Here is a 14,261-nt window from a genome sequence, read left to right as displayed (position 1 = left end):
GTCGAGACGGGCCCTTGATCGGACACAGGAGGTCCGACCCATGGACAACACAACCACAGACGTCCGGTTCACACCCCTGCTGGCTGCGGAGGTGCGGTCCGTGTTGGAGAGGCACGGGTATCAACTGCCACAAGAGAGCGATCATGTCCACGGCCTCGTCATGGGACGGGTCGCCACGGCGCTCAGGAACCTCGTCGAGATCTTCGAGGGGCGGACCTGGTGAGTGCTCCAGGTGAGATTCCGGACTATCACGGTCCGCATGCCCACCCACCTCTCGCTGACCGCATCAACCTGACGTGGCACGAACCGACGAAGCGGGTGCAGCGCGTCCGCGTCGTCTCGCACAGCTGTAGCTGCCAGACGACCATCTACGAGCTGTGTGCCGGAGGCGGCCAGGGCTCTGTCCGCCGCACGGATTGCGAGAGGCGGACTGTGCATGAGACCGCTTGGACGCTGACCTCTGCCGCGAGACGGACCTTCGAGCAGATTCTGAGCGGCGAGGCTGCATGACGGAGGTGCGGCGGACGGTGGTCTCTCACGCGTCCGCCGCACCGTTCGCAAAGGGCCCCACCCCGGCGACGATCACCTGACGGCGGAACTGGGCCGCAGCCCTGGTGGCCATCGGATTGCTGCAGCGTTGCTTCACCGCCACCGAGCGGGCATCCGAGGTCGAACGAGCCGGCGGCCGAAAGCGTTCGCCTACACCGGCGCCCATGTCGAGCTCGTCGACCAGGGCGAGAAAGCGGCCCAGGTGATGCTCCTGCGGGCGCAGGCCAGCGGCTGGCAAACCATCTGATGGTGCTGGCGGCCGACTCCCGTGCGTGATGTGCCGACGCGCCGCTGATCGCCTCCCCGGCGATGCTGGTGGCCACCGCGCTGGGAGAGCCTGCTGCAGGCCGCCCAAGCAGAGGAAACGGCGGAGCGACAGGAGCGATTTCGTAAGGTCGCCAAGACACTGCGCGGAGGGTGGAGGTGGGCGAGGAGTCGGCGGACAAGGCCGCGGCGCACGCTGCCCGTCTCGAGGGCTTCTGACTTCCGGCCGCGTCAGGAGATGCCGCAACGCAGGGCCAAGCCACGCAGTTCGGCGCTGGTCCGACCGGAGATCAGCAACGACTGCACGAGGTCGCGCACAGCGGGGCGGGCGTGGGTCTCCTGTGGCGCCTGACGTTCGGCGGCCAGCAGCGCGGCCAGGCATTGGTCCCGGCCACCGGACAGGCCGTGGGCACGGGCCAGGTCGGTGAAGTAGCGGGCCCGGCGTTCGGTGGTGGGCAGACTGGCTGGTCGGACACGGCGGGCCGCGGTGAGCGCGGCGCCGACGTCACCGGCAGCGTACTCGGCGGAGACGCGATGCAGCTGGACGGTGGTGGGGGTGAGGCCGCCGCCGTGATCGCGCAGCAGCACCGGGCCCGAGGCGAGGCGGGCGGCGATGGCGGCGGCCTCATCAGTCAGTTCGCGCATGCCGGCCCGGTCGCTGCGGTGGGCGGCGGTGTAGGCGGCGGATTGGATCAGCAGCCCGCGCTGGGCCGTGTTTCGGGCGTCGGACCCGTCGGCCAGGGCGGGGTGGTCGGCGGCGCTCAGTGCGATGGTCATGGCCTGGTCGTACCATCCGGCCTTTCGAGCCAGGTCGGCGAGCTGGCGGGCGGCTTCGGCGACCAACAGCGGCCTTTCGGCGCCTGCGGCCAGCACCCGGGCCCGGTCGGCAGCCATCCAGCCGAGCTGCTGGTCGTCCATTTTGACGAGCAGACGCGTGATCAGGGTGTAGATCTCCGCCAGCAGGGCGGCGCCGTCGGCCGTCGTGTCGCCGGCGGCGTGTGCGGTGGCCAGCAGCAGCGGCAGCCGCTCAGCCAGGCGCACATGACGGCAGGCGTGGAAATCGGCGTGCGCGACAGCCAGCGCCGCGCCGAGCTGCTCGGTAGGAACCTCAGCCGGGGCTGGGCCGAGGCCGAGCATGGCGTCGCGCACGCGCGTCACCAGCAGGACGCCGGCATCGGCCTCGCTGACCGGGTCGCCGGAGCGCAGCAGCGGGGAACCGGTGCCAACCGCAGCGGCGGTAATGGCCAGGTTGGTCAGAAGCTGCCGTCGCCGCACCGGATCGTCCTCCCCTACTTGCCCGCTGGCCACGCTATCGGCAGCGGCGGCGGAGAGCAGGGCCGTTGCGGGCAGGATCCTTACGCGGCTGCTGGAGGCGGCTCGGGGCGCGAGGCCGATGGTCTGCGGGGCGAGATTTCAGGGCGCCGATCGCGAAGGAGCAGGAGGAGCAGTGAGCAAGCGCGACACCTACACCATCACCGCCAGCAGGAGCGACGACTGGTGGGCTTTGACCGTTTCCGGGTCCGGTCTGAAGCGGAGCTACCACACTCAGGTGAAGCGTTTGGAACAAGCCGAAGAGATGGTGCGCGACCTGGTGGCGACCATGCTGGATGTCGATGTCTCCGATGTCGATGCCGACTTCGACCTGATCGTGGCTGACGATGACGTTGCCACCGAACTGGAGGCGACACTGGCGACTCGCCTCACGGCGGCTCTCGTCAAGCAGAAGGCCGCCAAAGCAACGCAAGCAACTGTGGCGATTCACCACGAGGTGGGTCACCTGGCGGCGAAGTCCTGGGTCCAGTAATACGCGCCGCTACTGTCCTCGACGGCGCCGACCCCGATGAAGGTCAACTTGCAGTTCAGGACGGCGGCCTTGGTCCCGGAAGCGTCCATCCAGGACTGCACGACTGCGGCCGGGGTTCGCTGGCCCTTGCCGATGTTCTCCGCGAACCTGGTGCCGCCGGTGAAGCCGGCCTCCCTGATGCGGTCCGTGAAGGTCCGGCCGTCGCGGGAGGTGTTCGAGAAGTAGTTGTTCTCCGCCATGTCGGTCGAGTGCCCGCGCGCGGCACGGTGAAGTTGCCGGTGGTGCTTGAGCGCCCGGCATCCCTTCTTCTTCGCCCGCCGTGCATTGACCAGCCGCACGACCTCGTTCTCCTGCGCCGACCCCACTGCGGTCCCCGATACGGATGCCGTGCTAGCTAGCCGGAACGGGTTGGACTCACCGACGCTGGAAGCTGGAAACGCCGTCACAGCCTGCGCCGGACTCATGGGAGCGGCGATCGTGGTCAGAACAGCGGCTGTGGCGAATAACCCAAGAGGTCGGCGCATCAATTTCCCCCAGCTACGGTAGATGTTGGTCGGCTCCGCATTCTGGCGCGACCCATATCGATTTGTCATCTCGTGTCTCGGCGACCACGGCGCGCTCATTGCCGGTTACTCGGCTACTGGCCTGCCCAAGTGCGCCTTCCACGCCGGACATATCAGGTCCGGCGACCTCACAGAGCATCACATGTGGAAGAAGTTCTTCCAGTTGAGTGGCGCTCCAACAAACCGAAGTGGCAGTTCGGGCGCGTGCTTATCGGCGCTTTCGGCCCTGATCGGCCTCTGGTTGAAGGCACCTCTGCCGAGGACTAAGTAACGCGAGCATCACGTTCCGTGCTCGCCGCGCCGTCCCCCGTCTGATCACCCGTGTGGCCCCTTCGCACCAGGAGAGGAGTCCCTCTCGGACTCGTGCCGCACGGCAGGCAGGCGGCGTTGCACGGTTTCTCGTACCTCTCGGCGCAACTTCTTGTAGAGGGACGGGTCCATTTCTTCGGCGACGAAGACGGCGTCCGTGAAGGCATCCACGCTCACGAAGGGTGCTTGCTGACACAGTCGCTGCCGCTCCCCAGGAGGAAGGCAAAACCCGTGACGGACACACAGCTCATCAAGAAGCCAGTGCACTTCATCAAGCCGGACCTCATCCATTTAGAGAGTATGGCTTGCGCGTCCGATCCGCCGCCAATACGGCCACTGCCCGTTCGCTGGTCAAAAGCCACTCCGCAGCTGGTTACGTACGGCTTGTTACCAACCCATGATGTCCCACTCGGGCTCGGAGACGACCCCGCACAGGTAGGTGGCCTCCTCCAGCAACCGCGGTGTCAGCTTGATCCCGGTGAGCCGCTCGGCCATGAGAAACATCGGGCCCATGTGAAGATGAACGAGCGGTGGGTAGCGAGCCTCGATCTCGTTCATGATCTCCGCGAACTCCTCCGGCACCGGCTCCATGCAGCCGTCCTGCGCGACGAAGCAGAACCGAAGCTCCCCATCCTCAAGCCAGTAGAAGTAATCAAGGGCCTTGACCGCGAGGCAATAGTGGGAGACGAAACGGGTGCCCGCGGACAACCGCGTGACGATGTCTGAAGTGATGCCGAGCTTCGTGCCCGCCATCTCGACGATCATCACCCAGTCACCGACGACTGTGATGCCGAGGCGCGCCCCGGACCGGCTCCCGCCGTACAGCTCGTAGAACGTCGCCGGCGTGAAGTTTTCGAGACGACCGCCGAGCCGGATCGCTACTTTCTCCGGCGTCAGACCACGGACATAGGTGATGCAACCGCCCATCTCGGCGAGCTCGGCATGGTCCTTGTCGAAGGGCCTGATCATGGCGCAATGTTCGCAGGTGCTATCGACAATCGAGCCCGAAGGAAGACCGAAGCCGGCCCAGGCCGGGGGTCCGGGGGCCGGGAGGCCCCCGGCAAGGGGGTGTGGGGGAGCTCGGCTCCCCCACAAGGCGCAGCCCGAAGCTCATTGCGCGAAGCGCCCCACGCGGAGGCCCAAGCTTTGAGCTGGGGTGCAGCCCGAAGCCCTCAGGCGTAGGCCCAAGCTTTCAGAGCTTGCCGACGCCGGCGCCGGACATGACCGTGGTCTTTATCGAGTTGGGGTCGGCCAGCGTGTACGAGTAGTAAGTCGACGGTTCCTGGACGGTGCCGCTGCAGTCAGGGGTCCCCGACTCGTCCACGAACACGTTGTTCCGCGCCACGCACCGCCCCCCAGGCCCCGCGTACGAGTTGGTCACCGGCTCCTCGACCCGCTCGAAGTAGTTCCCCTCCACCAGGCATCCGGCGTCGGCCTGGCAGGCCACCCCGGTGTCGGTGTTGTACACGTAGTAGTTGTTGAACACGTGCACCGGCTCCCCGAACCGCACGCGCGGGTTGCGCTGCGGCGTCCGGTCGAACCAGTTGTTGTGGTAGGTGACCTTCAGCCGCCCCACGTCCTGGGCCGCGTTGCCGTCGTCGTGGCCGAGCAGCATGTTCTTGGTGTGGTTGTGGGTGTGGTTCCACGAGACGGTGATGTACGACGAGCCGCGCTTGATGTCGATCAGCCCGTCGTAGCCGGAGGCCAGGTCGTTGTGGTCGATCCACACGTGGTGGCTGAACATCTGCACGTTGATCGAGTCGTCCGTGGCGCCGCGGAAGGACAGATTGCGGATGATGACGTTGTGGACGGCGTCGGCCGGGGGGGAGGTCACGGAGTCGTTGGCGGGCAGGCCGATGTTGAGGCCGCCGCCGGTGATGCCCGCGGTGGCGCCGACGCCGAGGAGGGTCTTGTCGGAGGTGACGTTGTGCATGCCCGCCGGGACGGTGATGGTGCCGAGGACGCAGACGGTGAGCGGTCCTGGCTGGGCGATCGCGGCGAGAAGTTCGGCCGCGGTGTCCACCGCGACGGTCGGGCCGCCCGCGCCGCCGGTGGTGCCGTTCTGGCCCCAGGCGTTGACCGAGGCGAACCCCACAGGGGAGCCGGAGGGCGGCAGGCAGCTTCCCGGTGGGATGGTGGGGGCGGTGGGTGAGACGGTGGGGCCGCCGAGGTCCGTGACGAGGACGTCGTCGAAGGTGGCGCTGGCGTAGTAGCCGGCCAGGCCGATCCGTCCGGAGCCGAAGGACGTGTCGGTGGCCGAGACCACCTGGACGTCGTTGACGAAGCCGCGCAGCGTCGAGCCGAACGCCTCCAGCCGGACCGTGTGCCAGCTTCCGGAGGTGACGGCGGCGGCGCCGGTGGCGAGGGTGATGGGGGCGCCGCCGGTGCGCTTGCCCAGGATGGCGGTGCCCGAGTTGCTCAGGCCGAGGAAGTAGTAGTTGCTGGTGCTCTGGGCTCTGGCGAGCACGGCGACGTACCGGCCTGAGCCGTTGAAGGTGATCGGTTTGACGCGGGCCTGTACCGCCTGGTCGGTCCAGCCGGTGCCGGCCAGGGCTCGGGCGTCGGCGCTGGTGCCTGATTGGCGGTAGGCCGGGGTGCCGTCGGTGACGACCGTCCAGCTTCCGCCTGAGCGGGACCAGCCGGTCGCGTCGCCGTCCTGGAAGTCGTCGCTGAACAGGGTGGCGGCGAGAGCGCTGGGGACGACGAGGAGCGCCGCGAGGATGGCCGCGCCGAACGCGACGCAGGCCGAGTAGAGCAGGATGCCGCGCCGCACAGGGCGAGGCAGGCGCTGCGCAGAAGGGGGCGAGGGCTGCGCGGGGAGGGACGGGGACTGGGGCGAGGGTTGCGCGGGGAAGGACGGGGACTGGGGCGAGGGCTGCGCGGGAAGGGAGGGGGACTGGGGTGGGGGCTGTGCGGAGAGAGGCAGGGGCTGGGCGGGGTCGGGGAGGGGGCGGCGCCGTAAGAAGGGAACGCGCCATCGCGAGTTGTTGCTGCGCACCGTGGAGCCTCCGGGGATGAGGGGCGGCGGACCGGGCGCGTCAAGGGAATGGAGAGCGCCGCAGAGCGCTGCCTGACGGGACGAGCTTCACATCTTTATGCAACCGATTGTTAGACTCGTCAACCCGATTGGTGTGCAGTTTTGTTGCAGCGACAGCACAAGATCGTGCAAGCGATTGTAGGGCGTAGGCTGGCGATCATGGCTGTGGCCGACATGTGGTTCGACCCGTCCTGCCCGTACACGTGGGTGACCGCGCGGTGGTTGATGGAGGTGCGCAAGGTGCGCCACGTCGAGGTGCGCTGGCACGTGATGAGCCTGTCGGTGTTGAACGAGAACCGCGACGACGATCCGGAAGGCGACCCCGAGGGATACCTGTGGGTCCCGGCCCGCATCTGCGCGGCCGTGCAGCGCGATCACGGGCAGCAGGCGTTGGAGAAGTTGTACACAGCCCTGTGGACGACGGGGACGGGTGACTGGATCGGTGATCTGCGCACCGCGCTGGCCAGCGCCGGGCTGCCGGTCGAGCTGGCCGAGGTGGGGCTGGGCACCAAGTACGACGACGTCGTGCGCGCATCGCACGCCGAGGCCATCGGCCTGATCGGCGGCGATCACGTGGGCACGCCGATCGTCGCCGTCACGAGGACGGACGGCGAGCGGGTGGTGTTCTTCGGGCCGGTCGTGTCCCGCGTGCCGACCGGCGAGCAGGCCGCCCGCCTCTGGGACGGGACGCTGCTGGTGGCGGGCACTCCAGGTTTCCACGAGCTGAAGGGCAAGCCACACGAAGAACCGCGCGGGTGAGTCGGAAGGCAGGCCACACGAAGAGCCGCCCGAGCGCCGCGCGAGCGAGCCGATGGGCGGGCCGCACGAAGGGGCCGCACGAGCGAGCCGAAAAAACGGCCATACGAAGAGGCCACACGAAGGGGCCACACGAAGGGGCCACACGAAGGGGCCGCGCGAAGGGGCCGCGCGAAGGGGCCGCGCGAAGGGGCCGTACGAGTGAGCCGAATAAAGGCCCGCACGAAGAGGCTCACGTAACGTGACGACTTCCGCCGATTCAGTGATCCCCCCGGCGCGCGCGAGCTATCTTGGGTGGCTCCATCCGCCGAGGACGAGAGCGCACCAGTCTCCATGGACCAGCACGTCATCACCACCGAGTGGGTCGACGCCCCCGACGAGATCGCCTACCACGACTACGTCGAAGGCACCTACAACACCTTCTCGTGCACCTGTGATCAGCCCTTGGCCGACCGAGACGCCGCCACGCGGCACGCCGCCGAGGTGGGCCAGTGCCTGATGTGCCTCGGCTCCGGCACGATCTCCATCAATCCGCACCACAGCGGCGGCTGCGACAGTTGCGCCGGTTCGGGCAAGTCGGCGCCGGGCTCGGTCATGATCCAGGCGCGGGTGACGCAGAGCTTCGTCAAGGAGGTGGCCGCGCTGCTGCCCGCCGAGTTCGGGCTCACCGACGTGGTCGCGGTGCTGGGCAGGCGCATGGAGGGCGGCGCCGAGACGGTGCTGTCGGTGGCGGCGGGGCTGATCAGGTACCTGGAGGTGCAGGGCGAGGTGGTGCTGTGCACGGCGCCCGACTTCCTGCCCGGCGACGGGGTGGAGCAGCGCTACGACGACCCTCGATGGCTGCGCGTGCCTTGATACTGATGATGTGACGGTGACGGCGTGGGCGGCGGTGGCCGTCTTCCTCGGGGCGTACGCGCTGATCGCCACCGAGAAGGTGCATCGGGTGGCGGCGGCGCTCGGCGGGGCGGCGGTCATGCTGCTGATCCACGCCACGGACGCGGGGGCGGCGTTCTTCTCCGAGGACTCCGGGATCGACTGGAACGTCATCTTCCTGCTGCTCGGCATGATGGTCATCGTCGGGGTGCTGAAGCAGACCGGGGTGTTCGAGTTCCTGGCGATCTGGGCGGCCAAGCGGGCGCGCGGGCGGCCGTTCCGGCTGCTGGCTCTGCTCGTGCTGATCACCGCCGGCGCGTCCGCGCTGCTGGACAACGTCACCACGGTGCTGCTGATCGCGCCCGTGACGTTCCTGGTGTGCGAACGGCTGGCGCTGCCGGTGGCGCCGTTCCTGATCGCCGAGGCGATGGCCTCGAACATCGGCGGCACCGCCACTCTGATCGGCGACCCGCCGAACATCATCATCGCCAGCCGGGGCGGCCTGAGCTTCAACGACTTCCTCATCCACCTGGCGCCGCTGATCGTGGTGCTGGTGGCGGTGTTCATCGGGCTGTGCCGGTGGCTGTTCAGGAGGGCGTTCCGGTACGACCCCGAGCGGGCGGCCGAGATCATGGCGCTGAACGAGCGGGAGGCCATCGCCGACCGGCGGCTGCTGTGGCAGTCGCTGGCCGTGCTGGCGCTGGTGATGGCGGCGTTCGTGCTGCATCCTGTGCTGCACTACGAGCCGTCGGTCGTGGCGCTGCTGGGCGCCGGGGTGCTGGTGGCGGCCACGAGGGTGACCACCGAGGACGCCATCCGCGAGGTCGAGTGGCCGACGCTGGTGTTCTTCGCCGGGCTGTTCGTGATGGTGGGGTCGCTGGTGGAGACCGGCGTGATCGAGCGGATCTCCGACGCGGCGGCCTCGGTGACGCAGGGTCAGCTCGGGCTGACCACGATGGTGCTGCTGTGGGCCTCGGCCGGCCTGTCCGCGGTGATCGACAACATTCCGTACGTGGCCACGATGAGCCCGATCGTCGCCGACCTCGTGCAGGCGAACGGCGGCAACGAGCACGCGCAGGTGCTCTGGTGGGCCCTGGCGCTGGGGGCCGACCTGGGCGGCAACGCGACGGCGGTGGGGGCGGCGGCCAACGTGGTGGTGGTCGGCATCGCCGCCCGCAACGGCACCCCGATCAGTTTCTGGGAGTTCACGAAGTACGGGCTGGTCGTCACCCTGGTGACCGTCGCCCTGTGCACCCCGTACCTGTGGCTGCGTTACCTCACCTGACCGGCAGTACGTCCACGCCGCGTTCGTCGTCGCCGCGCGGCCCGAAGACGCGCCGCTGCGACTCCTCGATGCGCACGTCGTTGATGCTGGCCTCCCTGCGCCGCATCAGCCCGTCCGCGTCGAACTCCCACTGCTCGTTGCCGTAGCTGCGCCACCACTGCCCGGAGGCGTCGCGGGACTCGTACTGGAAGCGGACCGCGATGCGGTCGCCGAGCACCGCCCACAGCTCCTTGCGCAGCGCGTAGTCCAGCTCCCTGTCCCACTTGCGGCGCAGGAATGCCCTGATCTCGTCGCGGCCGGTGAGGAACTCGCCGCGGTTGCGCCAGACCGAGTCCTCCGTGTACGCGAGCGCGACCCGGTCGGGGTCGCACGTGTTCCAGGCGTCCTCGGCGGCCTGGACCTTGATGCGGGCGCTCTCCTCGGTGAACGGCGGGACGGGCGGGCGGGACATGGCGGCCTCCTCGGACGGCAGGAGAACGGTCGTTCTCGCGGGATAGCCTAGAGAACGACCGTTCTCCGGAGCAAGCGAGGTGCCATGGAACACGCCGAACGACTCCTGACGGCGGCCGGTGAGCTGTTCTACCGGCGCGGCATCCGGGCCGTGGGCATGGACGACGTCAGGGCGGCGTCGGGGGTGTCGCTCAAGCGGCTCTACCAGTGCTTCCCGTCCAAGGAGGCGCTCGTGGTGGCCTACCTGGAGCGGCGGGACGAGCGGTGGATGGGCTCGCTCACCTCGTACGTGCGCGAGCACGATGACCAGGTCGGGGCCGTGTTCGGGTGGCTGGAGCGGTGGTTCGCCGAGGAGGACTTCCGCGGGTGCGGGTTCGTCAACGCGTACGGAGAGCTGGGCGCGACGTCGGAGGCCGTGGCCGAGGTGGTGCGCGCGCACAAGCGGCGGTTGCGTGACTACCTGCGCGGGCTGGTGACTGACGACCTGCTGGCCGAGCAGCTCCTCGTGCTGGTGGACGGGGCCACGGTCACCGCCATGGTGGACCCGGAACGAGGAGCGGCGGCGGCGCGGGCGGCCGCGGTGGCCGCCCGCGCGCTCACAGCGGCCCGGCGAGCGTGAAGCTCACAGCAGCCCAGCGAACGTGAAGTTCACAGCAGCTTGTCGAGGGTGATCGGCAGGTCGAGCACGCGCTTGCCGGTGGCGTGCCGCACCGCGTTCGCCACGGCCGCCGCGGCCCCGGTGATGCTCACCTCCCCGACCCCGCGCAGCCCCATCGGCATGGTGGAGTCCGGCTCGTCCAGGCAGTGGATGTCGATGCGCGGGATGTCGGCGTGCACGGGCACGTGGTATTCCGACAGGCTCGCGTTCATGATCCGGCCGTCGCGGCGGTCGATCAGCGTCTGCTCCGTCAGCGCCATGCCGATGCCCATCACGATGCCGCCCCGGAGCTGGCTCGCCGCCGTCCTGGCGTTGATCACGGTGCCGACGTCGAAGACGCCCGTCCAGCGCGAGACGCGTACCTCCATGGTGTCGGGATCGACGCGCACCTCGCAGAACTGCGCGCCGGTCGCCGCCCGCACCAGGCTTCTGCGCTCACGCAGGGTCCGCACCATGAAGCCCAGCATGCCCGCCTTGCTCTCCACCTCCACGTGGTCGCGGCCGGCCGCACTCAGGATCTCCGCGTACGTCTGACCGGCGGCCCCGGCGTACAGGCCGCCGTCGCGGGCCTGCACCTCGTCCGGCTTGCGGCCGCGCAGGGGTGAGCCGGGTGCGCGGCGCACCAGGCCGAGCAGGGTGCGCTTGAGCTTGGCGGCGGCGTCCTGCACGCCCGCCGCCGCGCTCGCGGTCTGCATCGAGCCGCCCGCGCCGGGCGCGACCGGCAGGTCGGAGTCGCCGTACTCGACGCGTACGGACGCCAGCGGCACCCCCAGCTCGTCGGCGGCCATCTGCCCCAGCACCGTCGCCGTGCCCATGCCCATCTCCTGCAAGCCGGAGCGCACCACGACCGTGCCGTCCGCGCCCAGCCGCAGCGTGACGTTCGCGGGCATCCGCATCGACGGGTGGTAGGCGGCGGCCACCCCCATGCCGACCAGCCACCGGCCGTCCCGCATGGAGCCGGGCCTGGGGTCGCGCTCGCGCCAGCCGAACCGCTCGGCCCCCAGCGCGTACGCCTCCCGCAGCCTGCGGTGCGCCAGCCGCTGCCCGCCCACCGGGTCGCGGTCGGGCTCGTTGATCAGGCGCAGCTCGACCGGGTCCAGGCCCAGCTCGAAGGACAGCTCGTCCATCGCCGACTCCAGGGCGAAGGTGCCGATGGACTCGCCCGGCGCGCGCATGAACGTGTTGGCCAGCAGGTCGAGCTGCACGGTGCTCTGCCGCAGGTGGATGTTGGGCGCGGCGTACAGGTGCCGGGTGCCGGCGGTGCACGGCTCGCCGTTCCCGCCGCTGCGTCCCGTCCTGGACACGCTGGTGTGGATGATCGCGGACAGTTTCCCGTCCGCGCCGGCGCCCAGCGCGACCCGCTGGATGCTGCCCGTGCGCCCGCCCACCGTGTGGTAGACGCCCTCGCGGGTGAGCGAGAGCCGCACCGGCCGGCCCGTCGCCCGGGCGGCGAGCACGGCGAGCAGCGTGCCGGCCCAGACCGAGCCCTTGCCGCCGAACCCGCCCCCGACGAACGGGGACAGCACCCTGACGTTCTTCTCCGGCACCTCGAACCGCTGGGCCAGGTGCTTGCGCGTCCAGGTGATGTTCTGCGTGGCCTCGTGCACGGTCAGCTTGTCGCCGTCCCAGACGGCGGTGGTGGCGTGCGGCTCGATCGCGTTGTGGTTGTGCGGCGGAGTGGTGAACGTCAGGTCCACCGAGTGCGGCGCGGCGGCCAGCGCGGCGGGTGCGTCGCCCTTGTCCGCCTCGGCCTCGCTGATCAGGTTGCCCTTCTGGGGGACGGCGTTGCCCTGCTCGGCCGCCAGGTCCACGGCGGCGGGCAGCTCCTGGTACGCCGGGCGCACCAGCGACGCCGCGTACCGGGCCGTCTCCGGGGTCTCGGCGACCACGACGGCGATGGGCTGGCCGTTCCAGAGCACCTCGTCGGTGGCCAGGTAGTTGACCGACGTGCCGGCGACGAGCGTGCTGAGGTCGAGGAAGCTCACCTTGGGAGCAGGCTTCATGGGCCGGGTGTTCTCGTGGGTGAGCACGTCGATGACGCCGCGCACCGCCCGCGCCTCGGCCGTGTCGACGGCGGTGAGGCGGCCCCGGGGGATCGTGGCGTGCACGATCGCGGCGTAGGCCAGGCCGGGGTACGGGTACTCGGCGGCGAAGCGGGCCTCGCCGGTCGTCTTGGCGGGTCCGTCGACCCGGTCCACCGCCTGCCCGACGTACTTGGTGGTGCCCGTGGCCTGCTCGGTCTCGGCGTACTTGATGCTCATCGGCCCGTCCCTCCCGTGCTCAGTTCGCGCAGCGCGGCGGTGATGGTGGCCACGGCGAGCGGGGCCTTGAAGGCGTTGCCCTCCCTGGTGGTCGCCTCCGCCAGCTCCGCCTGGGCGGCGCGGCGGAAGGCGTCCTCGTCGGCGGGGCCGCCGGTCAGCAGGCGCTCGGCCCGCGTGGCCCGCCACGGCTTGGGCGCGACGCCGCCGAGCGCCAGCCGCACCTCGGTGACGGCGCCGTCGCGCACCTCCAGCGCCGCCGCCACCGAGACCAGGGCGAACGCGTAGGAGGCGCGGTCGCGGACCTTGCGGTAGCGGGAGTTGGCGGCGACCGGGACGGGCGGCAGCTCGACGGCCGTGACCAGCTCGCCGGGGGCGAGGGTGGTCTCGACGTCCGGGGTGTCGCCGGGCAGGCGGTGGAAGTCGGCCAGGGGGACGCGGCGGGTGCCGTCCAGGCCGCGTACCTCGACGACCGCGTCGAGGGCGGCCAGCGCCACGCACAGGTCGGACGGGTGGGCGGCCACGCAGCTCGCGCTGACGCCCAGGATCGCGGTGCTGCGGTTGAACCCGTCGAGGGCGTCGCAGCCGGCGCCGGGCGAGCGCTTGTTGCAGGCGGAGGCGTGGTCGTAGAAGTACGGGCAGCGGGTGCGCTGCAGCAGGTTGCCGCCCACGGTGGCCATGTTGCGGAGCTGGCCGGAGGCGCCGGACAGCAGCGCCTGCGACACCATCGGGTAGCGGGCGCGCACCCGGGGGTCGGCGGCCAGGACGCTGTTGCGGACGAGCGCGCCGACGCGCAGGCCGCCGTCGGGCAGGTCGTCCACGGTGTCGAAGGGCAGGCCCGTCACGTCCACGACGGTGTCGGGGCGCTCGATGCCCTCGCGCATGAGGTCCACCAGGTTGGTGCCGCCACCGAGGAACCTGGCGCCGGGCTCGCTGGCCGCGCGCACGGCGGAGTCGACATCCGCGGCTTTGACATAGGCGAACGGCCTCATCGGGAGGCCTCCTTGATCGCGTCCACGATGCCGTTGTAGGCGCCGCACCGGCACAGGTTGCCGCTCATGCGCTCCCTGATCTCAGATTCGTCGAGCCCTTGCGACCCGGTCACGGCGCTGGGCATGCCCGCCTCGTACTCGGCGAGCATGCCGATCGCCGAGCAGATCTGGCCGGGGGTGCAGTAGCCGCACTGGAGGCCGTCGTTGCGCACGAACGCCTCCTGCAGCGGATGCGCCACGCCCTCGATGGTGGTGATCTCCCTGCCGTCGTACTGGACGGCCAGGGCGAGGCACGCGTTGATCCGCACGCCGTCGGCGAGCACCGTGCAGGCCCCGCAGGCGCCCTGGTCGCAGCCTTTCTTGGGGCCGGTCAGCCCGAGCCGCTCGCGCAGCGCGTCGAGCAGGCTCACCCACGGCTCGACGTCGAGGGACTCGACGGAGCCGTTCACTTTCATCCGTATCT

Annotated in this window: 15 protein-coding genes; 6 read left to right on the top strand and 9 right to left on the bottom strand. The window is 70.0% G+C overall.

Going from position 1 to position 14,261, the window contains the following annotated elements; genetic code table 11:
* Positions 1-40 precede the first annotated feature (40 nt).
* On the top strand, positions 41-223 hold the full coding sequence (locus FXF51_RS35905) for a hypothetical protein (RefSeq protein ID WP_148439164.1): 183 nt from the start codon (positions 41-43) through the stop codon (positions 221-223).
* A gap of 312 nt (positions 224-535) precedes the next feature.
* Here FXF51_RS35905 and FXF51_RS35900 read toward each other — a convergent pair whose 3' ends face one another.
* Together FXF51_RS35900 and FXF51_RS35895 are read right to left on the bottom strand one after the other, a co-directional pair.
* Entirely contained in the window at positions 536-787 is a 252-nt protein-coding gene (locus FXF51_RS35900) for a hypothetical protein (RefSeq protein WP_148439163.1), read from the bottom strand.
* Between the two features lie 257 nt (positions 788-1,044).
* A complete protein-coding gene (locus tag FXF51_RS35895; protein WP_148439162.1) occupies positions 1,045-2,088 on the bottom strand; it encodes an XRE family transcriptional regulator in 1,044 nt (347 codons plus the stop codon).
* A 172-nt stretch (positions 2,089-2,260) separates the two neighbouring features.
* Between FXF51_RS35895 and FXF51_RS35890 the strand changes: the two genes are divergently transcribed.
* Positions 2,261-2,617: a hypothetical protein gene (locus FXF51_RS35890; protein WP_148439161.1), complete on the top strand. Its 357-nt coding sequence runs from the start codon at positions 2,261-2,263 to the stop codon at positions 2,615-2,617.
* Here the strand turns inward: FXF51_RS35890 and FXF51_RS61160 are convergent.
* From FXF51_RS61160 to FXF51_RS35870, 3 genes are all read right to left on the bottom strand, one after another.
* Positions 2,587-2,955 (bottom strand): CAP domain-containing protein, encoded by a 369-nt coding sequence (locus FXF51_RS61160; protein WP_187414750.1) that lies wholly within the window; start codon positions 2,953-2,955, stop codon positions 2,587-2,589. The genes FXF51_RS35890 and FXF51_RS61160 overlap by 31 nt on opposite strands.
* Before the next feature lie 921 nt (positions 2,956-3,876).
* The gene (locus FXF51_RS35875) at positions 3,877-4,458 is read right to left on the bottom strand and encodes a DUF6461 domain-containing protein (RefSeq protein ID WP_148439159.1); all 582 of its coding nucleotides are present in this window, start codon (positions 4,456-4,458) and stop codon (positions 3,877-3,879) included.
* Positions 4,459-4,681: 223 nt separating this feature from the next.
* Complete coding sequence (locus tag FXF51_RS35870) at positions 4,682-6,262, bottom strand: family 16 glycoside hydrolase (RefSeq protein WP_148439158.1); 1,581 nt, start codon at positions 6,260-6,262, stop codon at positions 4,682-4,684.
* A gap of 423 nt (positions 6,263-6,685) precedes the next feature.
* On the opposite strand from FXF51_RS35870, the gene FXF51_RS35865 reads away from it, so the two are divergent.
* From FXF51_RS35865 to FXF51_RS35855, 3 genes are all read left to right on the top strand, one after another.
* Positions 6,686-7,285 (top strand): DsbA family protein, encoded by a 600-nt coding sequence (locus FXF51_RS35865; protein ID WP_148439157.1) that lies wholly within the window; start codon positions 6,686-6,688, stop codon positions 7,283-7,285.
* A 291-nt stretch (positions 7,286-7,576) separates the two neighbouring features.
* Positions 7,577-8,137 carry a hypothetical protein gene (locus FXF51_RS35860; protein WP_148439156.1) on the top strand — a complete coding sequence of 187 codons (561 nt, stop codon included), beginning with the start codon at positions 7,577-7,579 and terminating at the stop codon, positions 8,135-8,137.
* A gap of 10 nt (positions 8,138-8,147) precedes the next feature.
* On the top strand, positions 8,148-9,440 hold the full coding sequence (locus FXF51_RS35855; RefSeq protein WP_148439155.1) for an ArsB/NhaD family transporter: 1,293 nt from the start codon (positions 8,148-8,150) through the stop codon (positions 9,438-9,440).
* Here the strand turns inward: FXF51_RS35855 and FXF51_RS35850 are convergent.
* Positions 9,433-9,891, bottom strand: a complete 459-nt coding sequence (locus tag FXF51_RS35850; protein ID WP_148439154.1) for a nuclear transport factor 2 family protein — start codon at positions 9,889-9,891, stop codon at positions 9,433-9,435. The two genes, FXF51_RS35855 and FXF51_RS35850, sit on opposite strands and share 8 nt — an antisense overlap.
* A gap of 84 nt (positions 9,892-9,975) precedes the next feature.
* Here FXF51_RS35850 and FXF51_RS35845 point away from each other — a divergent pair, with 84 nt between their 5' ends.
* A complete protein-coding gene (locus tag FXF51_RS35845) occupies positions 9,976-10,509 on the top strand; it encodes a TetR/AcrR family transcriptional regulator (protein WP_148439153.1) in 534 nt (177 codons plus the stop codon).
* A gap of 29 nt (positions 10,510-10,538) precedes the next feature.
* On the opposite strand, the gene FXF51_RS35840 is transcribed toward FXF51_RS35845, so the two are convergent.
* From FXF51_RS35840 to FXF51_RS35830, 3 genes are read right to left on the bottom strand one after another with little or no spacing between them, the layout of a single operon-like run.
* The gene (locus FXF51_RS35840) at positions 10,539-12,809 is read right to left on the bottom strand and encodes a xanthine dehydrogenase family protein molybdopterin-binding subunit (RefSeq protein ID WP_148439152.1); all 2,271 of its coding nucleotides are present in this window, start codon (positions 12,807-12,809) and stop codon (positions 10,539-10,541) included.
* On the bottom strand, positions 12,806-13,798 hold the full coding sequence (locus FXF51_RS35835) for an FAD binding domain-containing protein (protein ID WP_148439151.1): 993 nt from the start codon (positions 13,796-13,798) through the stop codon (positions 12,806-12,808). The genes FXF51_RS35840 and FXF51_RS35835 overlap by 4 nt, the downstream gene beginning before the upstream one ends.
* Positions 13,795-14,253 carry a (2Fe-2S)-binding protein gene (locus FXF51_RS35830; RefSeq protein ID WP_187414758.1) on the bottom strand — a complete coding sequence of 153 codons (459 nt, stop codon included), beginning with the start codon at positions 14,251-14,253 and terminating at the stop codon, positions 13,795-13,797. The genes FXF51_RS35835 and FXF51_RS35830 overlap by 4 nt, the downstream gene beginning before the upstream one ends.
* Between the last annotated feature and the right edge of the window lie 8 nt (positions 14,254-14,261).

The sequence above is a fragment of the Nonomuraea sp. PA05 genome (assembly GCF_008086045.1).
Classification (GTDB): Bacteria; Actinomycetota; Actinomycetes; order Streptosporangiales; family Streptosporangiaceae; genus Nonomuraea; species Nonomuraea monospora.
This window is presented reverse-complemented; position numbering and strand designations above follow the sequence as displayed.

What these genes read in the sequence shown, in the direction of transcription:
- FXF51_RS35865 (WP_148439157.1), top strand. Translation starts at nt 6,686, where the DNA reads ATGGCTGTGGCCGACATGTGGTTCGACCCGTCCTGCCCGTACACGTGG.
- FXF51_RS35875 (WP_148439159.1), bottom strand. Translation starts at nt 4,458, where the DNA reads ATGATCAGGCCCTTCGACAAGGACCATGCCGAGCTCGCCGAGATGGGC.
- FXF51_RS35850 (WP_148439154.1), bottom strand. Translation starts at nt 9,891, where the DNA reads ATGTCCCGCCCGCCCGTCCCGCCGTTCACCGAGGAGAGCGCCCGCATC.
- FXF51_RS35830 (WP_187414758.1), bottom strand. Translation starts at nt 14,253, where the DNA reads ATGAAAGTGAACGGCTCCGTCGAGTCCCTCGACGTCGAGCCGTGGGTG.
- FXF51_RS35835 (WP_148439151.1), bottom strand. Translation starts at nt 13,798, where the DNA reads ATGAGGCCGTTCGCCTATGTCAAAGCCGCGGATGTCGACTCCGCCGTG.
- FXF51_RS35905 (WP_148439164.1), top strand. Translation starts at nt 41, where the DNA reads ATGGACAACACAACCACAGACGTCCGGTTCACACCCCTGCTGGCTGCG.
- FXF51_RS35845 (WP_148439153.1), top strand. Translation starts at nt 9,976, where the DNA reads ATGGAACACGCCGAACGACTCCTGACGGCGGCCGGTGAGCTGTTCTAC.
- FXF51_RS35840 (WP_148439152.1), bottom strand. Translation starts at nt 12,809, where the DNA reads ATGAGCATCAAGTACGCCGAGACCGAGCAGGCCACGGGCACCACCAAG.